Raw genomic sequence first — 22,036 nt, forward strand, 5'->3', positions numbered from 1 at the left:
TACTTTTACTATAACAAGATTATCTAGGTAGTACAATTAGGCACTTTTTTGTAACCTTAAATTGATTTGAATCCTTATATTTAAACATTTTAATCTATTTATTTCTTTGATTCTCAATAAAAGATGCCATAGTCTCTTTATCCATAGCTCCTGGAATATACTGAGTTACATATCCTTCTTTATCAATTATAAACGTAGTTGGAAAAGCATTAATTCCATATTGATACGCTAATGCTCCATCTTCATCAAGTGCAACAGGGAAAGTATACCCTTCTTCTTTTAAGAAGTTAATCACATGTTCTCTTGAACCTTCTCTACCCAAATTAGGTGAAGCTACACCTAAAATTACTACATCTTCATCATTTTTCTTATAGTCTTTGTATAGTTGTTCTATGTGAGGCATTTCTTCTTTACATGGAGGACACCATGTAGCCCAGAAATTCAAAAATACAACTTTACCTTCATAATCACTTAATTTATGTGTCTTACCATATTGGTCTGTTAGAGTAAAATCAATAGACTTTATTCTCTCTTCATCTTTAGCTCCTGATTTATTATTTCCATCATTAGAGTCTTTTTGACCACCAGTATCACTAGAGCTATCTTCTTTATTATTAGAATTTGCTTGTTTATTATCTTCCTGATTACTTTCAATTTTACTATTTTGTGGGATATTAAAATGTTTGCTTATACTCCCAAATCCATTTACCATCATTAATATTCCTGATACTATAAGTATAAGCCCACCTATTTTTTTAATAATTTCCATGTTGGATTTTATCTTGTCTATAGTTTTAAAAAGTTTACTATAAAACATAGATGTAATTATGAATGGCAAAATAAATCCAATAGTATATACTGCTATTAAAAGATTTGCACTAAGGTGATTGGTTGAACTTGAAACCATTACTAATACAGATGCTAGTATCGGTCCAATACAAGGTGTCCACCCAAAACTAAACGTAAAACCTAATATAAAAGCTGTTATTGCTTTCATTTCTTTAAACTTTACATTAAATCTTTTTTCTCTATTCAATATTGAAGATTTAATTATTCCCATGTAAAATAAGCCCATGATAATAATTATAATCCCACCAATGAACATTATTAAATCTTTATTCTCACTAAAGAACATACTCAAAACTCTTACTGATGAACCTAATATAAAAAATGTTGTCGAGATTCCAAGAGCAAAGAATATAGTATTTTTAAATAGAGAACTTCTTATAAAATTTGTCTTTCCTTCTTTTAAACTCTCTACACTACTATTTGATAATATACTCAAATAAATAGGCAAAATTGGCAATATACATGGTGAAAAGAACGACACTATACCTTCTATAAATACTAAAAATAAATTTACATTTTGCAAGCTAAAATTCCTCCTTATTTTATTTCCAATATTAAAATTTTAAGATTTATTTATCACAGTTTAAGTTTTTATTACTCCACATTATCATTTTTTCCATAACAGGAAGTAATAGTAACCCTGACTCACTTAAAAAATAGGTTGACTCTACAATATTATTAACCAACCTTTTTTTCTTAACTATAATCTCTTGTTCAATTAAAAAATCTAATTGTTGAGTTAGCATTTTCTTACTACACTCTGGTATAGCTCTTTGTAACTCTCCAAATCTTTTTTTATCTTTTTGTATTTCCCATATTATTATAGCTACCCATTTTTTACCTAATATACTAGATAAAGCCTCTACTGGACAATCATATATCATGTCATCTATATTGTACATTTTACTCTCCTCTTTTCTTTAATATTAAATAAATTGTTATAACAGTATGTGTTTATAGGTATTATGTATACTTCTAACCTTACTTAATTAAAATTTTTATTGTATATCTCCCTAAAACAAATTATTTTAAGTTTCATGTAATTAATATATCAGTTTTATATACATATCACAATTGGTCACTTTTTTGTAACTACATAGAACTTAGCATAAAATCAAATTGAATAATTGTTATTGAAGTATATACCCTAATTCATTTCATTAAAATTTTGTCGATTCTAAACTGCATATAAAATTACTCTAATATAATAGTTCTTTGTATAAACAACTTATCCTGTTAAACTATTTTTCTACTTTAACAAACTTTATACAAAATACTAGACTTATATATTAATATTTACCCAAATTTATGCAAATTAAAAAGTCTGACCGATTGCTGTCAGTCAGACTTTAAAATAATAAACTTATTTTTCACTTATAAATCTAATAATATTGAAATAACATCAAAAGGTGCTATTTCATACACTTGTTGTTCTTGTAATTCTTCTATTGCATTTACTATTTTCCCGTTTCTACTTTTAAATATTTGTTCATCTAATATCATTTTCTTACTAGTTGGATTTTCCAATCTTATTACAAATTTTTCTTTACTATAGTAAGAAAGGTAACATGCTGACACAAGATAGTTCTCTGGTAAAGATATTATTTCCAATTCTCTACTTACAGATTTTTCAATGATAGATTTTTGAATCTTATTATCTATACGATACAAAAAGAAATTGTAGTCCTGTAATTGATAATTTACACATTCCTGTAGATACTTGTGAGTTAAACTTGCAACTTCTAATTCATCAAATGGTTTAGAATTCATGTATACTGCAAATGAAAACTCTACCTCTTTAAGAATTTGGGCTTTATCAGTTTTAATTCTTATATGACCTTTTTTAGTCGTATCACCAGAAGCACGTCCTGGTCTATATAATAAGTCAGGCTTCCCTAATTCATCTGTAGTAGCAAGTAAAGTCAGTGCAATTTCATCTTCAATATGTTGATATTCTTTTATTCCTCTAGTAAATACAGTACAACTTCTATTTTGATTTGTCAGTGTAATATTACTTTCTAAAGGCTCTAAATCTATAGGCATCTCATTATAAATTTTTTCCCAGTTGTCAACAACTCCATTTTCTCTTGTTATATATCCAAATGGTAATGATGCTATATTTCTGTTATCTTTTATATCAGTTTTTACATGAACACGTAATCTATGATTGTGTATTGTATTATCAACATAAAGTTTTACTTCTATTAATGGACTTTCCTTTACTAAAGTAATACTAGCTTTTACACTTAATTTTCCATTAAGGTTTTTATTTTTCCTATCTTCTAATGTAAGTGGTAGTAAAGTGATACCTTCAACCATTATTTTTTCATATCCTATAACTTTTTCTGTAGATACTTTATTAAATGAAAGTTTGATATCTTCATCATCTTTTAATGGAGAAAAATCATAAGTATCTCCTGCATTTCCACTGTCTCTTAATGTTAAAAAATTTGATATATAAGTGCCATCTTTAAGCTGTAAATTTAAGCTTCCATCTTCATACATTATTTTATAATTATCATTAGATATAAATGTATCATTAGATTCATTAAGTACCAACATTTCCTTATCACTTGATTCAAAACTAACAACCTTATATCCAAGTGCAGGAAGCTGTATATTTATTCTTATTTTTAATATATAATAACCTGGCTCTTCAATAAATATATTACCAGCAGGTGTCTCTTCTAATATATTTTCTCTCGATTTAACATAAGTTTCTTCAATTATAGTGGCATCTAAATTATCTTTAAAACAAATATTTTTACTATCACTTACAACCTGTATCTCTTTATATCCATTAAAACTTTTAGCTTCTGTATTAAATATTAAAATATCATTTTTAGATAATTTAAGCCCTTCCGAAATTTTTTTAACAATAGTATTTTCAATACTATCACATATTTCGTTTGCTTCTCTTATACGATGAAGAATATCCTCTGTCACAGTATCAGTTACACATCCAGCCAAACTATCATGTGCTTGTCCTTCTAAAAGTTTTTTCCATGTATTTATCAATAACTGATTGCTTATTTCAATCTTACTCTTTTTGGCAATTACTAATAGTGGTTCTATCCTTTTAATCAACTTATTTTCTAGTTTATCACAGGCTAATTTTATATCCATTCTACTAGAACCAATTGATTTATGTATTCTCGCAAGTACTGGCTCTCTAAATTCACCCCTATAACTTTCTAGTGACTCTATAGATTTTACATACTTCAAAAACTCTTGATATGAGCTTGTTATATATGAATATTTTCCTATATCATTAATCTCTTTAACTTTGTTTTTAAAATCACCAATTATATTCAATTGGTCATTTCCTGAAGGTATTAGTACTTCATCTACATCACTATAAGATTTGATAAAATCAATTGCAGGGTCTAAACGTCCATTTACATACTTTGATGAAGGTTCTAAAAGCATACCTGTTCCATATCCATGTGGCATATTTACAGCATATATATAACTTTCACCATTTAGACTTTTCCACTTAAAGTATGGTGATTGAACCTGTTTACCAAGATGTATCCCTCTCCAAAAGAATATATTGTCAAGACCTACATGTTTTAATAAGACAGGCATTTGTGCATTAAATCCAAATGTATCTGGCAAATATCCAATTCTCATATACTTACCATATTTTTTACTTTCAAAAATACCAATCATTAAATTTCTTAAAATAGACTCTCCTCTAGCAAAGAATGCATCTGTTTGAGTAAACCATGGTCCAATATGCAGTCTATCTTCCTTTATTAGTTTTTTGATGATTTCTATTTTTTCTCTATGTAGTTGTACATAGTCATCCAAAATAGAAAGTTGGCCATCAAGTACAAAACTTACATCTGTATTACGTTCTAGTTCATCAATTATATCTGTAAATAGTTGTTCACTAAGTACTAATGCATCCCTAGAAGTAAAATACCATTCTCTATCCCAGTGTGTATGATTAACAATATGTGCTTTTATCATTTAATCTCCTCTGTTCCTTGTCTTTTATATTTAAATCCAAAACTAATATTTAATACCTTATCTATCATAAGATTTATATTGAATTTTAAGATTCCCACTCTGCTTCATCAAAATCATCTTCTTCAAATTCATCATCTTCAATTACTGGATTTCCACGTAATACTATAACTAGACCAGCCACAATTGCCGTTCCAACTGCTATTGATAATATATACATTGGCCAGTTCTCTACTGTAAACCACCCGTAAAATCCACTAATTGGAGTTGCATTTACTGAACCTAAACCAACTGCCATAGCTGAAGCAATTGCTGTTCCAATTACACATGAAGGTATTACTTTTAATGGAGATTCTACTGCAAAAGGAATAGCCCCTTCACTTACTCCAATTAGCCCCATTATAAGAGATGATTTACCTGCTTCACGTAACTGCTTATTATACTTCTGTTTTGCTAATATAGTAGCAAGGCCCAATCCTAACGGTGGTATAACAATTCCCACCATTGCAGCAGTATTAGGTGCATAAATTCCACTTGTTAATAATGCAAGTGATGTTGTTAAAGCTGCTTTATTAACTGGTCCACCTAAGTCAACTGCCATCATAGCTCCAATAATAGCTGCCATTAATATCTGATTTGTACCTGATAATCCATTTAACCAATTTTCTAATCCAGTATTTAATGTAGCAAAAGGAATACCTATCACATAATTGATTAATACAACAGTGATTAACGTACCAAATACTGGTACTATGAATATTGGTACTATTGAAGCTGCTGATTTTGGTAGTTTAACATGATTTTTAATAAATAAACATGTATATCCTGCTATTAAACCAACTGCTAAAGCTCCTAAAAATCCTGCTCCTATATCCTTAGCAATCATACCTCCAACAAGACCTGGTACAATGGCTAATTTGTCAGCTATAGAAAATCCTATAAATGCAGCAATTACAGGAAACATTAATCCTAAGGCAGTGCCTCCAAAACCATCTAAATCATGCAATAGTCTAACAATACTACTAGCACTTTCTGCATATTTAGCATCCCATATATCTGGTATGTTATAGAAAGAACCTCCCACACGAGATATTGCCATTATCATAGCACCTGCAATTACCAATGGAATCATATATGAAATTCCTGTTAAGACATGCTTTTTTAACTCAGAGACTATCTTTTTTAACATTATATTTCCCTCCACTTATTTATTGTCAATTAACTTTAGTGCATCATTTATTACTTTTTCTGCGTCCTTTATAGGTGCATTAACTGGTACTTCTAATATTTCTTTCCCTTCAAAACGTTCAGCATTTCTAACTTTAGTGTCTACTGCAAATATTACTACTTCTGCAATTTGTGCATCCTTTTCAGTTAATTCATTATCTATCCCTGTAGCTCCTTGTGTTTCAACTTTTATAAGGTGTCCCATTTTTTTTGAAGCTTTCTTTAATGCTTGTGCTGCCATATATGTATGTGCAACTCCTGTCGCACATGCTGTTACTGCTATGATTTTTCTTTTCATCTCTACATATCTCCTTCATTAAATATATTAATTATTTCTTGCTCTGAATTAGCTAATTTTAGTGCATCCACATTGTCATCATCCATAAGCTTAGTGGCCAATTTAGATAATAATACAAGATGATTACTATCCTTATCAATATCACTTATAGCCAGTAAGAAAATACTATCTACTGGTTTTTCATCTAAAGCGTCCCACTCAATCTTATTTTTAGTTCTTGCAAATACTATAGAAGATTGCTTGACAGCATTGCTTTTCCCATGAGGAATAGCAATCCCATTACCAATACCTGTAGTTGCATGTTCTTCTCTTTCTAAAACAGACTTAACATATTCTTCTTTGTTATCTACAATTCCATTTTTAACAAATATGCTACTCAATTCTTTTATTGTTTCCTCTTTTGTAGTTGTAGCAAGATTAAAAACAATTTGCTCTTTTTTTAATACATCTGATATTTTCACTATATATTCTCCTCCATTAGCAAATCGTACACTTCTTTTGGTGAAGTTGCACTTAATATGTCATCTATATTTTTTTTATTGTCAATGAAGTCATAAAAAACTTCATATATTTCATCAAGCTCTAAGTTTTTGTCATTTTCTAATGAAATAAAGAAAATAACTTCTACCTTTTCATTTCCCCATGTAATAGGATTTTTTAAAGTTGCAATAGATATATTAGATTTTTTAATATAACTAGGATTAGCATGAGGTGTAGCTATAGATTGAAAAGAGGTGTAAGATAAACTTTCTCTCTCAATTGCACTCTCAGCGATTCCATCTCTTGCAAAACCTTTTTTTATCAAATTATCTGTTATACATTTAATTACATCTTCATAATTTAAAGCTTCAATATTTAATAGAATATTTTCTTTAAAGATTAGGTTTTTAAAAGATTTATATTTTTTAGAAGTATTCCCTGAAACATTTTGTATATTTTTTTCCAATGTTCTTATATCACTTTCATTTAAAATAGGGCTAACTATTATTGTAGGAATCGTCTCTAACTCTAAATAAATAGTACTTATCACCAAATCTGCATCAATTTTACTAGATACTAATTCTTGTACAGAAAGTATCTTTTCAATTTTTATCATAGGAAAGTATTTTTTTATCCTTGCAGATAATAATCTGGATGAACCTAGACCTGTACTACATACTAGAACAACTCTAACATTTTGTGGAAGTTCTTTCACTCTTTCCCTAAAAGCTTCAAAATGTAGCGCTATATAAGCACATTCATCATCATTTATCCTAATATCATATATAAATTCAATTACCTTCTTTAAATCCAAAGCCTGTTCAAATGATAAAGAAAAGTTTTGCTTTATTGTATTTACATATGGATTTTTAATACTAAGACCGTATTTCAATCTATTTATTGATGAATGTACATGTGAAGTTAGTCCATCAATCAAATCTTTGTCGTAAGCTGTCTCATACAATGTATTTTTAATAATTTCTCGAAGATTTGAGATATTATTTGTATTTGTCTCATAGTGATTATCTGACGTATCTTTTAGTTCAGTAGTATCTCTATGTTGGTCAGATGCTACTAGATGTAAATTTATATATCCAATTTCAGATTTTGGCAATAGTATAGAAAACTTTTGCTCTAATTGTTTTGCTAAATAAGTTGTATTTGACATTTGATTATTTTCAATATTACCAACATACAAGCTTTCTTCTATATACTCACCTTTTCTAATCCTCTCTACAGCTATGGCTAAATGGATAACTAATGACTGAAATTCATAATCAGAAAACTCAAAATTTCTTTCTCTGCTGAAATTCCTAAGAATGTCAATGATTATAGATAAATCATCTTCAGAAAAAATACCATTTACATCTGCTTGTATTTTTTCAAAGGCCTGATAAAAGCTTTCCTGTTCTTGCTTAATATACCAGTTTCTGCTCCAAAATTTATGTATAAACTTAGCAGTAAGTTGCCTTTTATCTCTTTCACTTATATCCAATTTTATTCCTTTACTAGGTTTTTTATATATAGATACTCCTTCATTTTTTAGCAATTTTTCAACCTCAGCTAAATCTCTTTCAATAGTTCCACGACTTATATATAATTCGTCAGAGATTTGTTGTATAGTGATATAATCATTACTTTTCAACAATATTGAATATATATATATTACTCTCTCCTCTCTAGTTGTAGGAATTTGACTTCCTTTATTATCTAGGTAAGGAAGTATTTTTTTCAAATCTCCATCAATATAAACACCTATTTTAGGTTTTCTCACTAAAGAAAGACCTATCTTTTTGAGCACTGCTTCTACTTCTTTAAGAGATTTTGAAACTGTTTTTTCTGAGACATCTAAATCATCTGCTATTTCTTTGACAGTTGTATGACCTTCTTTTAATAAAAACTTTATTATTCTAATTTCACGATTTTGAATCATATCAGTTAACATTTTCAAATTTACTCCTTCCCTTTGTTTTTATTTTAATGGAAAATGTTTTTCTAAAAAACTACTAATATTTCCTTATTAAATACGGTAATTTTGATGTATTGAATACTTTAATTTTAGATGATAAATTAAAAACTGTCTAAATTTAATATGAAAGGAAATAACCTAATGCTGACAATAATTATTGCTTTGCTTCCTGTAATGGGATGGGGATTGATGCCTATAGTTGCGAATCTTAAAAAAAGTTCTCCTTATGAACAACTTTTAGGTACATCTATAAGTGCGTTTATATTTTCCACTATAATAACTTTGGTTATGCATCCTGAGATTACATTTTTTTCATTCTTTGTAAGTATGATTTCTGGGATATTCTGGAGTTTAGGACAACTAATGCAGTTTAAAGCAATTCAAATTACTAGTGTATCTAAAGTAATGCCAATTTCAAATGGTTCACAATTGACTTTTACAACACTATTAGCTGTACTCTTATTTAATGAGTGGACTAGTTCTAAAATGTTCTTGATTGGTTCTTCATCGATATTATGTATAGTACTTGGCATACTTCTTACAAACTATCAAACAAAAAAATCTACTGACAACAATATGTTAAAATGTGTAGGAGTTGTATTATTATCTTCTTTATTTTTAGCATTATATGTTGTAACTAATCAAATATTTTCAATCGAAGGATATAGAATTATATTACCTCAATCTGTGGGTATGTTGATAACTTCATTTATTATTGTGAAGTATTTTTCTAAAGAAATTGTATATAAGGAAAATGTTTTATTTAATTTAATTACTGGAGTACTATGGTCAATAGCAAATTTAGGTATGTTTATAACAACTAATACATTTGGGGTTACAATAAGTTTTTCTATTTCCCAAAGTTGTGTGATAGTAGCCACTTTAGGAGGTATTATATTCTTTAAAGAGAAGAAAAATAAAAAAGAATGGTTTTCTATTTTTCTTGGCATAATATTAATCATGTCTGGTGTCCTTATGCTGAGTATTATAAAATAACTATTTATTTGTTTGAACAATTTTATTTATATATTTAGAGTTAATTGTATTATTAAAAATTAATTATACAATTAAAGCCTGTAAATTTAGTTTTTAAAATTTACAGGCTACTATAATTCTAGTTAATCTTAAGTTTTTCATCTTCAACAAGTTTATTTGCAACCCACTCTGTGACTTGACCTGTTATTTTAATACAGTGTTCTTTTCTTTCAGGAGACATAAAGTTATCACCATCCCACTTCTTTGTAATAACTCTACAACATGTTGCACCATACTCTTTCTTAATATAATCATGTAAATCCTTAGCATATTCAAACATCTTTGGATTCATAGTTTCACCATGAACTCTTCCATATACAATACCTAAAGCCATTTCACCTCCAGATATTGCTCCACAAAGACATTGTGCTTTTCCAAGTCCTATTGGAAATCCTGATGCTAACTTAGTTATCTCGGGGTTCAAAGGTTGTCCTAAAGCATCATTTATTGTTTGAAGAACTGCTTCAGAACAAAAAAACTCTCCTTTTCTAAAGTATTCTTCTGCTATTGCTCTAACCTCTTTTACATATTCCTCTTTTGTTTTCATTTGTTTATCCTCCAATAAAATTAAGCTAAATTAAATTTCTAAAATTAATATCACTTTCATCCATTGATATTAATATCTTTACTAAATACGTATATTTAATAATTTTTATTTAGCTTTAGATGTAGTTTCTGATTTACTAAGATATATAATAAATAAAACTAAAACATACAAAATAATCACTGTAGCTATTATCTCTTCTAGTTTAGAAACATATAAAATCCAACTTACAGGATGGCCTGATTTAGTTAGATAACCATTCATTAGTTTCATACCCATTGCACTTATTGCCATAGGGAATGTAAATGCAGCAAAACTTGGATAAAAAGGCAATCTTAATAATTTTGGTAAATACCCCAAAACTATAATATAAAATACAATCGAAAGTATAAATAACAAGTATAATATTACACTATTCTTATCTGAAAAAGAATTAATATATCCAGACAATAGTAATGACCCTGGTGCAGCTAATATAGCTATACTTGGTAAAGATGGTTCAGGCATTTCCTTGATTATCCACACTCTTTTTAAAACTACTGGTATAAGAACTATATAAGATATAAATCCTATCCAAAAAGCAACTTTACCTATTAAAAACTGATTAAATGCTGGTGCTGTAACACTTGCTGCAACTATCCCGACATAGACTATATACCAAGATGGAAATACTGCTTTTATTGAAAATTTAACTAAGAATTTCTTACTAAATAAGATTATCAACACAATATGACCTACGACTCCGATGCTCCAAATTACAATACCTAATTCTAAAGATAATGGTTTTACATATGTAGCAAATATCATCGTTGCCATTGTTATAGTTGGAAATGTACTTGATATTAAGGGGTTTTCTAATTGCTCTTTAACACCCTTTTTTAGTAATACTATTTTGACTATGTAAATTGCATATAAAACAAATCCTATAAATCCAATTACATTACGTAATGATTCACTATAAGATTGTAATAAGTTACCTAAAGTAAATATTGATAAAATCAGACTTGCAATAGGTATAGGATATTTTTTTAAAAAATTCAAATTCTACCTCCTTTGTTACTAAGTTATTTGTATTTTTAATTATATCAAAAAAATGGTCAAGTTGATATATTGTGACCATTTTTCTTATATAGAAAATATCTATTAAGTTTAATTTCATTATTATAAGTATCTATATGCTTAATATATTAAGGCGATTGGTTTATTTATTTAATATCTAGTAGACTTATTTCTGGTTTGCATATTTTAATGACCATGGACAACTCATCATACACTTCAATACACAAAAACACTTTGAAATATCAATAAGAGACTCTCTTTTACCTGGCAGAGCCCACTCATTTCCATGTATAGCTTTTGCAGGACAGTTTTCTACACAAATATTACAATCTGAACACTTTGAATCTATTAAAGGATATCTTCCAACAGAAATTGGAGCATCTGTAAGCACAGTACACATGCTAAAAGCACAACCATATTCCTCAGTTATAAACAAATTATTTTTTCCCATAAATCCAAGACCACTAATATTTGCTATTGTCTTATGTGGTAAAGTACTAATACCTGATTGCATTGTTGGATTAATATAACCCTTTTCAGAATATCCATGTTCTAGATTATTTTTTTCTGATTGAGAATAAGCTTTATAACCTTTATCTTGAATATATTTTGAAATCCAATCAGCTAACGCTTCTACTTTCTCCTCTTTTTCTAGGAAGTCATCACTATCTGTAGGTAAGTTATTATATATATCTGTAACGAATTTTTTTGATAATCCTATACAAAATAAAATTGCTTTAGAAAAACCATGTGTTTGACTTGCTGGAAATTCAGATATATCAATAAAACGAACAATATCTACACCTTTACTGTGTAAAATACATTTCAATTCATTATTCATATTTAACTCCTTCCAGAATTAACAAAGTAAAAATAATATTATATATTGGTAGACTTTGCCATTAGCATTATGTTAACCAGTACTTTGTACATTCTTTATTTCTACTCATAAAACCATATTCAATTAAATATCTTCTAATTGTTGCAAAATCATTATATATAGATTTTAAAATCTGATTGACTTCCTTTTCTGAATATTGCTTACCATACTCAAATTTTTCCAAAATCTTAGATAAAATTACAACTTTTTTCTTTTCCTTTGAGGAAAATACTTTTAATTTTAGAGGATTCATGCTTTCAAAGGAAGTCTCTAAAATGTGTTTTCTCTCCTCTTCAGTTACTACATATCTTTCGTCAACCATTTTAGCATGTTCATGGATTGGTATTATAGTACTACCTCTATTAGATTTTTCTTCAAATACAGACTCATATAATGCTAAATACAGTTTAGCCTGTTTTGCTTTTTCTCTAAACATAAATTTTTGATGACGAATAGTAGATGTAGATACTTCAACCTTTTTTGCAATTTCCTTATCCGGTAAATCACTAATAAATAATTGAAATAATTGTTTTTGATTTTCAGTCAGTGTGTTATATTTTGAATCACCATTAATCATTTTTTCTAAATAATCACTATGCTCTAATTCCATATGCAATTCAATAGCCTTTGAAGCTTCAAAGAATCTATCACCTATTCTGTATATTTCTCCCATTTCATATGTTTTTGCACATGTAATGCAAATATAACAATTTAACTCATCATTAAATACATAACCTTGTTTAATATCATTGATAGAAAGATTTTCAATTTTCATATGTATATCTCCATTCTATAGTTTATGTTTTACATAGATATATTATATTAAAGTTTATTTATATAGTCAACATTTTCATTTTTTGTTTATGAAATTCGTTTATTTATTAATTTGAAATTAGAATATAAAAAAAGAAATTCCTCAATTAATAATTAAAGAATTTCTTTTTATCCAACAAACCTATGTGATTAATCTTATAAAATATAAATTTATAGATACTAATCCTATATTTTAGTTTTTTATTTAAACTCAATTATAGTGTCTTTTCCACCTTCAACACTATTACCTACATTATATGTATTCATATTGTACTCTGAATAATTAGTTATTGTAACTGGAGTAATAAGTGATATACCCTTTGATTCAATCAAAGAACGGTTAATCTTCAACATTGGTGTTCCTTCTTTGACCTGTTCACCCACACTTACTAACGCTTCAAACCCTTCGCCTTTTAGATTTACCGTATCTAGACCAACATGAATAAGAAGCTCCATTCCATTTTCTAATTCTATTACAAATGCATGTTTAGTTTCTGCTATTACTGCTATTTTTCCATTAAGTGGCGCATAAACAATGTCTCCTGTAGAATCTATAGCTACACCTTCTCCCATAAGTTTTTGAGAAAATACAGCGTCTGGAATTTTAGATAATTCTATTACTTTCCCTGAGATGGGCGACTTTATTAATTTCTTTTTAAACATTTTGAACATAAAACATACTCTCCTTCTTTACTTTTAACCATTATTAGCTGCTTTTAGTTTCTCACCTAGACTTCCTCCTGGATGGTATTTATAAAAATCAGCTGAATCAAAATTACTATTTTTAGATAATGCACATGCAATAGAATCTCCTAAAACTAAAGTAATCGTAGATGATGTTGTTGGTGCTAAATTTAAGTGGTCTGCTTCATCCTTTGCTGGATATATTAAAGCATAATCACACTCTGTTGCCAATACTGAATTTCTATTTGAAGTAAATGCAATTGTTTTAGAACCAATTGCTTTAACATACTTTATACAATTCACTACTTCCATAGAATTTCCACTATTTGAGATTAGAATTGTAATATCTTTGCTTTCAATCATTCCCAAATCTCCATGTACTGCCTCTGTTGCATGTACAAAAAAGCTTGGTGTCCCAGTACTGGCAAATGTAGCTGCCAATTTCTTACCTATATGTGCGGATTTACCTACACCCATAAAAATTACTTTACCTTCACAGTTGGCAATTTCATTAACTATACTTTCATATTCAATACCTGCTTCATCTATTAAACATTTTATGGCATTCATTTCAGTAGTCATAACATCAACCATTGTTTTTAAATAGCTCATAACTATCTCCCTTTCTATATTAAATATTTTTTGCAATATAATCTATAGTTTTTTTAATTCTATTTAAACCATCTTCAAGTTTCTCCCTTGAACAGGCTACGTTTAATCGTAAATAAAACTCACTTTCTTCACCATATACATTTCCTGACATAATAGCTACTTCTCCAATATCCATCAATAACTTTTGAAATATCTCACTACTTACCTTAAGGTCAGAAAAATCTATCCAAGCAAAATAACAACCTTCTGGCATAACCAACTTTAATGGCTCTAAATTATCCTTTATATACTTAATTGTATATTCAAGATTATCTTTAAGATATTTTAATAACTCATCCAACCAATATTCACAATCATTATAACAAACCATTGTTGCTAGTATTGCCAGTATTGCAGGTGAGTTTACAAAATCACGATATCTAGTGATATTTTCAAATTTATTTCTCGTACTCTCATTTGGTATAATCACATATGACCCAGTCAATGCTGGTATATTAAAAGACTTCGATGCTGATGTACAAATAAATATAGAATCTAAATAGCTTTCTGCAACCTTTAAAATAGGAGTCATTCTATTATCATACACAATATCCATATGTATATCATCTGATATTATCTTTACATTATTGTCTTTACAAATACCTATCATCTTAGCAAGTTCTAACTCACTCCACACTCTTCCAGTTGGATTATGGGGATTACATAAAATAAATATCTTAGATTCTTTGCACTTTTTCTCGAAATCATCAAAATCAATCAAATAGAATCCATCTTCATTTACAAGAGGTGATTTTATAATATTACGATTATTATTTGCTATAACATCATAAAAAGCATTATATGCAGGAGTATTTATCAAAATTCCATCTCCCTCATCACTGAATAGCTCAATAAGTTTACTAATTGAGTACATTACACTAGGACTATAATATATCCAATTACCATCAATATTACAATTAAACCTTTTAGTGTACCAATTCGTAACTGAATCTCTAAAATCCTCATGTTTCCATCTACTGTATCCCAAAACTCTATGATTCAATCTTTCCTGCAAAACTTCTGTTATTTCATATGGAAACTCTAAATCCATATCTGATATTGTAAAAGGAAGTAATCCCTTTTTTCCAAATCTATCTTCTACATAGTCCCATTGGGTACAATATGTACCCAATCGGTCTATTTTTTTATCAAAGTTAATCATTACATGCCTCCAAATGACCTTCCATAGCCTTATCCATTTGCTTTCTTAAAGAGTACACTTGAGTTCCTATAATTACTTGTATTGTGTGCTCGTCCAATTTAACAACTGCTATACCACCAGCTTCTTTAATTGCATCCTCATTTATCAATGATACATCTTCTAATTTTAAACGCAATCTAGTTACACAATTGTCTAATGATAATATATTAGATTGTCCACCTAACGCAGCTATCATCTGTTGTCCTTTATATGTAGATAAATTTTTAAAATCTGAACCATTTCCTTCAGATACTTTTAACTCTTTATCCTCACGTCCTGGAGTCTTTATATTAAACTTAATAATTGCCCACTTAAATACAAAATAGTATATTGCAAAGTATAAAGCTGCTACTAATACTGCTATTGGCCATCCTGTAGCTGTTCCTCTTAACACACCAAAACTTATAAATGCAATTAAATCTCCTGTGAATCCCATTAATACACCTAAGTATGGAAGTACCATGTTTGCTAAACCATTCATAAATGTATGGAAAGCAAATAATGCTGGTGAGATAAATAAGAATAAGAATTCTATTGGCTCACTTATACCACCTATAATAACTGTCAACACTCCTGATATTAAAAGCCCCTTAAGTGCTTTTCTATTTTCTGGTTTTGCTGTACGATATATAGCTAATGCAGCACCAGCTAATCCATATTGAATCATTAATTTACCTTGTTCCATTTTACCAGCTAAATCAAGAGGTATAATCTGATTATTCTCTACATATGCCATAAACATATTCAATGTACCAAAGTATGTTTCTCCATCAATAACAGCAGTTCCACCTATTGGTGTAAAACGGAATACAGATGTTACAAGATGATTTAATCCAAATGGAATTGTAACTCTTTCTGCCACTGCGTATGAGAAATATCCCAATGGCCCAGCTGAAGAAATCCATTTTCCTAAATTTTGGAATGCATTGAAAAATGGTGGCCAAACAATAGGTATTAATAATCCGACAATACTCATAACTATTAAACTCACAATTGGAACTAGTCTTGGCCCACTGTAGAATCCTAATGATTCTGGCATTTTTAAATTACTAACTTTATCATATATTGCATAAACAATTAAACCTGCTACAATACCACCTAAAACACTTGTATTATATGTTTGTATTCCCATAATCATAGCTTGACCATTAGTTGACATTTGGTCTACTGGTACTAATAAATCAGCTCTTGTTAAATAAAAATTCGTACCTATATGCATTGCTATAAATCCTACTAGACCTGAAAAAGCTCCAAACTCTTTTTCTTTTTTTAATAATCCCAATGGAATTGCCATTGCAAATAATGCTCCCAAATTATTAAATGCAAATAATCCTATTGTCAGCATGAAATTTAAAATCATGTTGACATATTCATTTCCTAAAAACGGAACCATGGCAATCATCTTAGGGTCTGTAAAACCTGCACCAAGTCCTAACATCATCCCTGAAACACTAAGTAGTGCTATTGGGAACATAAACGTTTTTCCTAACATTTGGAAGAAGTTCCATAAACCTAACTTATTTTTTTTCATAATTTTACCCTCCTATTTTTATCTAAAAACATAATCAAATTTATAGAAAAACCTAAATCAAAAAACTCAATCCAATAATTAAGTTCAATGATTTAGGTTTTGCCTGCTCAACCAGTTACAATCCTAAAACTCACTGTCTATATTTAATAAAAAAACCTAAATCAAAAAACTTAACCTAATAGTTAAATTCAATGATTTAGGTTTTGCCTGCTTAACCAGTTACAATCCTAAAACTCACTGCTTGTATTTAATAAAAAAACCTAAATCAAAAAACTTAATCTAATAGTTAAGTTCAATGATTTAGGTTTTGCCTGCTTAACCAGTTACAATCCTAAAACTCACTGTCTGTATTTAATAAAAAAGCCTAAATCAAAAAACTTAATCTAATAGTTAAGTTCAATGACTTAGGTTTTGCCTGCTTATCAGTTACAATCCTAACAACCACTGTTTGTTATTTTATTTATGTGAATCATTAGATATAATTCTTCTTCTTTACTAATCTTATATTCAAATCTGTCTAATACCAATGCTGCAATTTCCTCAGTACATATTTTAGGTTTATTATAATTTTTATTCACCAACTTATACATATCTTCAATGTCACTATCTTTATAAGTTTCTTTTCTTAGAATCCTTTGAACAAAAAACTTTAAGTGAGTTATAAGTCTAGTGTAATTTAGTGAATTTACATCTAATTTAAACCCATGTACTTCTTCAATTATCTGAATAACTTGTTTTGAAAACTCTAGTATATTAATACCTTCATCCTTCTGAGAATTCTCCAACCCATTGATTATATGAATAGCTATGTATCCAGCTTCATCTTCAGGCAATTTTATTCCTATCTTTTTTTCAATTTCATCAATTGCCCATAATCCAAATTCAAATTCTTCTCTATAAAGTTGTTTTGTCTCATTCAATATTAAGTTTGGTAATTTTATACCTTGTTTTTCTCTTTGGACAGCGAATTCTATGTGACTAGTTAAGGCTAATATTATTGAATCATTCACTTGAGTATTTAAAACTTCATTAGCCTTTTCTATAATTTCTTCTGAAATTTTAAAGTATTCAATAGAGGTCTTGTTAAGTATTTGATTGTATTTGTCTTTTTGATTATCTTGAACAAAATATTTCTTAGAAATCAAATTTTCATCTATCAAATCTCCTACTTTTTTCTTGAATCCAACTCCAGCACCAGTAATAATTATTTCTGTGCCATCTTCTAGGGAGCTTACTACTACATTGTTATTAAATATTTTTTTTATATTCACTATAAATCCCCTCTAAAAAAAATCTCTCATCACAATTACATAGTATATTATATTTAATTTAATGTCAATATTTAAAATTTCATTTTCGAATATATTTTGCATTTTCCCCTATAATACTACAATAACAAAATATTTTAAATTCCCTTAATTAAATTGTCATATTTTATCGTTTTTTTATTTAAATATATTCAAGTATTTCTTTTGTGTATTCAATTAATTAAAATTACTCTATATTTTATCTTCTAAAACTAATTTTCAATTATTTTCAAGTATTTTAATTTAAAAAATATATGCTTTTATTGAAATTCAGATTATAGTGTATTGCTAATATTTTCTCAAATATATATGTATTAAATAATATAACTTTTAATTTTCATAAATTAGACTATATTTTTTATAATATTTTTTATAATTTTATTTGCATAATATTTTTTGTTTTTCTGTTAAATTATAGTACTTGTTTATCTCCTATAACTTTAAAAATACTTTTTTTAATTATTTACAATGCATTTTCATTCCTTTTATTTAGCTACATCTTTACTATTTTTATAAGCGTACTATTCATGTCTATTACTATCTTCAATGAATATTTAACATTTTATGTAAAATTTATAAAAAAATGTATATAAATTTAAATAAGTGACTATACTAAAAACATGATACGGATAACCAATAAGTTCAACCTATCTCCCCCAAAATAGAATGAGTTACAGTTTCCCCCAACTGTAGCTCATTTTCGTGTAATTTAATAGTTTAATCTATTTCATTATCTCTACTTTTTATAAACATTAATTTTCCATTATTTATTCCCCATAACTCATCAGCATAGAAATCAATTCTATCCAAAGTTATATCTATTATCAAACATTTACTTAATAAAGAGTAATTAACAAAACCTCTTCTAAAAACATAACATATATTAAACAAGCTCTTGATTAAAACTTAAGCTTGTTTAATAAAAAATAAAATAGTTTATTAGATAAGGAGTTTTTTTATGCCATTCATGGATTTATTAGAATACATTGAAGGTGCAAATCTTAAAGTTAAAACTAAAAATGGTGAAACTGTTAAAAGAATATATTTTAACAACTCTGCTACTCCATTAGTTTTAAAAAACGTGGTAGATAATTTAAATTGTGAGATTCCTTGGCTTACTTATATCAATGCTCCAGGAATAATCTCAGAAAAAAATACTTTAGAATATGAGAATGTACGACATACTATTCTCAAGCTTATTGATGGAGATAAAGAAAAAGACTCTGTTATTTATGTGAAAAGTGCTACAGAGGGAATCAACTTATTAGCAGAATTTTTTAAGAAAGAAAATTCAAATAAACTTGTTATTACTACAGCAATGGAGCATATGGCTAATTATCTGCCTTTTAAAGTTAATTTTCCTACAAAGGTTGTTGGAATTACAGAAAAATGAGAACTTGATTTGTGTTAATTAGAAAATATGCTTAAAAATAATGCTGGTAATGTATCTCTTGTTACAGTCACAGGTGCTAGTAATGTTACAGGTATAACCACTCCTATATATGAAATAGCAAGAATGGCTCATAAGTATGGTGCCAAGATATTAGTAGATATTGTTCAAGTAATTCAGCACAAACCTTTTTCAATGATGCCATATGAATGTGATGAGCATATAGATTTTATTGTTTTTAGTGGGCATAAATGCTATTCCCCACTAAATGGAGGTGCTCTAGTAGGCCCTAAATCATTCTTTGAAAAATTTACTCCTGCACTATATGGCTCAGGTTCTACCAAGTTTGTATCCGACGACAAAATAATATATGCAAATATCCCACAGCGTTTTGAAGCAGGATATCCAGAATATTTTGGAACTCTTGCAATGGGAAAAGCACTAAATACTTTAAATAAAATTGGTCTAAGCAGAATTTCAAGATATGAAAGAGAATTATTTTTATATACTAAAGAAGAATTGAAGAAAATACCCAACGTGATAATATATGGAGATAAATCAAACAATGTAATTATCCCAAATATATCTTTCAATATAAGTAATATGTATTATAAAGATGTCGCAAAATATCTAGTTAATAACTTTGGAATAGAAACTGGAGCTGGATTAGTAGGAGCAGATATTTATGTACAAAGACTATTAGGTATAAGCCCAAAAGAAGCATACATCAGATTTATGAGGGAAAATCCTGTAGGTCTTGTTAGGATAAGTTTAGGAATGTACAATACTTTTGATGAGATAGATAGATTTATATATGCTATTAAAACTTTGGCTTTTAAATAAGATTTTTCTATTCTTTTTCAGCAATAGATAAATATTAATCTTATTGCCACATAAAAAATGAACTATATCAAAATACTTTTAATCATCAAAAGAGATACATTTTTTATACAAAATCTATATAATATTCAATGTAAAAAGGTGAATTCATCTACTAGAATTCACCTTTTTACATTGAACCTTTATTTTTAAATAACATTTCTAAGTGTTGGGGGGATGTATTAAAAAATAATACCTGAAGTTTTCATTAATTTTTATCTAATAAGTATCAACAAGCATGGAATTCTTTATTCTTTGCCTATCTAGATAAGAAATTGCACTAGATACAGCTGTCTGACCTTGTCCTGCTGATTTTAGATATTGATATGGTTTACCAACACAATCTCCTGCTACATATAAACCTTCAATATTTGTATTCATATTTTTATCTGATTTTATATGTGAATCTTCTACTTCTAACCCTGGAACCATATATTTTGGAGATACACTATCTTTTATAATGAATATACCATCTATATCCAACTCACTTTTTCTAAGTACTAATTTACTAACTAATTTTTCACCCTTTATTTCTAAAGGTCTATCATCTATTATATTTATGCTACTATTAATTTTATTTTCCAATTTATACATAGGTATATAGTACACACTACTTGCTATTTCACTTAAAAAATTTGCTTCTTCTTCAGCTTCATGATTGTATCCTATTATAGCCACTTTTTTATTTCTATATAACATAGCATCACATGTTGCACAATATCCTACTCCTTTTCCAAGATACTCTTCTTCTCCATTTATCATCTTTCCATATTCAATACCTGTTGCTAGTACAACTGTAGTTGATTCATACGTATCATTTCCAGAAACTAATGTAAAATATTCACCCATACTATATACATTGTTAATTCTTTTTTGAATTATCTCTATTCCCATATCATCTATATGCTTTTTAAATTTATTTTTAAGGTCTAAACCACTTATATTTCCAATTCCCAAATAATTTTCTATAGAAGGTGCTTTAATAAGTTTTTGACTTATATCTTCATTTCCAAATAAAATTATATTTTTGTTTCTAATTTTAGCATTTATAGCAGCTGCAAGTCCTGCTGGCCCGCTGCCTATTATTGCAATATCATATCTCATAGCCTCACCTATTTTTAATAACCTTTCCTTTTTCTTTTATATAAATAATATATCATTAGATAATATCATTAACAATTAGGCACTTATTTGTAACCACTTCAACGATTTATATTATATAAATATAAACAAAAAAACTCACTGTGATGAGTTTTTTGTTTGCATA

General features: G+C 28.2%; 19 protein-coding genes and 1 pseudogene. 2 read left to right on the top strand and 18 right to left on the bottom strand.

Annotated features, from left to right (window positions below; translation table 11 throughout):
- Positions 1-94: 94 nt before the first annotated feature.
- From Q3223_RS01315 to Q3223_RS01345, 7 genes are all read right to left on the bottom strand, one after another.
- Entirely contained in the window at positions 95-1,372 is a 1,278-nt protein-coding gene (locus Q3223_RS01315) for a cytochrome c biogenesis protein/redoxin (RefSeq protein ID WP_407811483.1), read from the bottom strand.
- 46 nt (positions 1,373-1,418) lie between these two features.
- On the bottom strand, positions 1,419-1,751 hold the full coding sequence (locus tag Q3223_RS01320; RefSeq protein WP_021385918.1) for a helix-turn-helix domain-containing protein: 333 nt from the start codon (positions 1,749-1,751) through the stop codon (positions 1,419-1,421).
- A gap of 472 nt (positions 1,752-2,223) precedes the next feature.
- Complete coding sequence (locus tag Q3223_RS01325) at positions 2,224-4,824, bottom strand: alpha-mannosidase (RefSeq protein WP_407811484.1); 2,601 nt, start codon at positions 4,822-4,824, stop codon at positions 2,224-2,226.
- An 85-nt stretch (positions 4,825-4,909) separates the two neighbouring features.
- Entirely contained in the window at positions 4,910-6,010 is a 1,101-nt protein-coding gene (locus tag Q3223_RS01330) for a PTS fructose transporter subunit IIC (RefSeq protein ID WP_054271537.1), read from the bottom strand.
- 15 nt (positions 6,011-6,025) lie between these two features.
- The gene (locus Q3223_RS01335; protein WP_054271538.1) at positions 6,026-6,346 is read right to left on the bottom strand and encodes a PTS fructose transporter subunit IIB; all 321 of its coding nucleotides are present in this window, start codon (positions 6,344-6,346) and stop codon (positions 6,026-6,028) included.
- A 2-nt stretch (positions 6,347-6,348) separates the two neighbouring features.
- Positions 6,349-6,807: a PTS sugar transporter subunit IIA gene (locus tag Q3223_RS01340; protein ID WP_054271539.1), complete on the bottom strand. Its 459-nt coding sequence runs from the start codon at positions 6,805-6,807 to the stop codon at positions 6,349-6,351.
- Positions 6,807-8,771 (bottom strand): BglG family transcription antiterminator, encoded by a 1,965-nt coding sequence (locus tag Q3223_RS01345; RefSeq protein WP_161803386.1) that lies wholly within the window; start codon positions 8,769-8,771, stop codon positions 6,807-6,809. The genes Q3223_RS01340 and Q3223_RS01345 overlap by 1 nt, the downstream gene beginning before the upstream one ends.
- A gap of 165 nt (positions 8,772-8,936) precedes the next feature.
- Here Q3223_RS01345 and Q3223_RS01350 point away from each other — a divergent pair, with 165 nt between their 5' ends.
- The gene (locus Q3223_RS01350) at positions 8,937-9,791 is read left to right on the top strand and encodes a GRP family sugar transporter (RefSeq protein WP_054271541.1); all 855 of its coding nucleotides are present in this window, start codon (positions 8,937-8,939) and stop codon (positions 9,789-9,791) included.
- A gap of 118 nt (positions 9,792-9,909) precedes the next feature.
- Here Q3223_RS01350 and Q3223_RS01355 read toward each other — a convergent pair whose 3' ends face one another.
- The 10 genes from Q3223_RS01355 to Q3223_RS01400 all read right to left on the bottom strand — a co-directional run bounded on the left by Q3223_RS01355 (position 9,910) and on the right by Q3223_RS01400 (position 19,391).
- Positions 9,910-10,377, bottom strand: coding sequence for a C-GCAxxG-C-C family protein (locus Q3223_RS01355; protein WP_054271542.1), 468 nt, complete (start codon positions 10,375-10,377; stop codon positions 9,910-9,912).
- Between the two features lie 105 nt (positions 10,378-10,482).
- Positions 10,483-11,415, bottom strand: coding sequence for a TDT family transporter (locus Q3223_RS01360; RefSeq protein ID WP_054271543.1), 933 nt, complete (start codon positions 11,413-11,415; stop codon positions 10,483-10,485).
- A gap of 184 nt (positions 11,416-11,599) precedes the next feature.
- Positions 11,600-12,274, bottom strand: coding sequence for a 4Fe-4S binding protein (locus Q3223_RS01365; RefSeq protein ID WP_054271544.1), 675 nt, complete (start codon positions 12,272-12,274; stop codon positions 11,600-11,602).
- 67 nt (positions 12,275-12,341) lie between these two features.
- Positions 12,342-13,088: a DUF2087 domain-containing protein gene (locus Q3223_RS01370; RefSeq protein ID WP_054271545.1), complete on the bottom strand. Its 747-nt coding sequence runs from the start codon at positions 13,086-13,088 to the stop codon at positions 12,342-12,344.
- Positions 13,089-13,327: 239 nt separating this feature from the next.
- On the bottom strand, positions 13,328-13,798 hold the full coding sequence (locus tag Q3223_RS01375) for a PTS glucose transporter subunit IIA (RefSeq protein ID WP_054271546.1): 471 nt from the start codon (positions 13,796-13,798) through the stop codon (positions 13,328-13,330).
- Positions 13,799-13,822: 24 nt separating this feature from the next.
- Positions 13,823-14,422 carry an SIS domain-containing protein gene (locus Q3223_RS01380; RefSeq protein ID WP_054271547.1) on the bottom strand — a complete coding sequence of 200 codons (600 nt, stop codon included), beginning with the start codon at positions 14,420-14,422 and terminating at the stop codon, positions 13,823-13,825.
- 19 nt (positions 14,423-14,441) lie between these two features.
- The gene (locus tag Q3223_RS01385; protein ID WP_079739797.1) at positions 14,442-15,623 is read right to left on the bottom strand and encodes a MalY/PatB family protein; all 1,182 of its coding nucleotides are present in this window, start codon (positions 15,621-15,623) and stop codon (positions 14,442-14,444) included.
- A complete protein-coding gene (locus tag Q3223_RS01390) occupies positions 15,616-17,193 on the bottom strand; it encodes a PTS transporter subunit EIIC (RefSeq protein WP_054271548.1) in 1,578 nt (525 codons plus the stop codon). The genes Q3223_RS01385 and Q3223_RS01390 overlap by 8 nt, the downstream gene beginning before the upstream one ends.
- 434 nt (positions 17,194-17,627) lie before the next feature.
- Positions 17,628-18,464 (bottom strand): PRD domain-containing protein, encoded by an 837-nt coding sequence (locus Q3223_RS01395; RefSeq protein ID WP_054271549.1) that lies wholly within the window; start codon positions 18,462-18,464, stop codon positions 17,628-17,630.
- Between the two features lie 753 nt (positions 18,465-19,217).
- Positions 19,218-19,391 carry a hypothetical protein gene (locus Q3223_RS01400; protein ID WP_167640519.1) on the bottom strand — a complete coding sequence of 58 codons (174 nt, stop codon included), beginning with the start codon at positions 19,389-19,391 and terminating at the stop codon, positions 19,218-19,220.
- Positions 19,392-19,467: 76 nt separating this feature from the next.
- Between Q3223_RS01400 and Q3223_RS01405 the strand changes: the two are divergent.
- Positions 19,468-20,733: pseudogene (locus tag Q3223_RS01405) on the top strand (aminotransferase class V-fold PLP-dependent enzyme).
- A 255-nt stretch (positions 20,734-20,988) separates the two neighbouring features.
- Here Q3223_RS01405 and Q3223_RS01410 read toward each other — a convergent pair.
- On the bottom strand, positions 20,989-21,873 hold the full coding sequence (locus tag Q3223_RS01410) for an NAD(P)/FAD-dependent oxidoreductase (RefSeq protein ID WP_407811485.1): 885 nt from the start codon (positions 21,871-21,873) through the stop codon (positions 20,989-20,991).
- Positions 21,874-22,036 lie beyond the last annotated feature (163 nt).

The sequence above is a fragment of the Clostridioides sp. GD02367 genome (genome assembly GCF_045900275.1).
GTDB classification, from domain to species: Bacteria; Bacillota; Clostridia; order Peptostreptococcales; family Peptostreptococcaceae; genus Clostridioides; species Clostridioides difficile_A.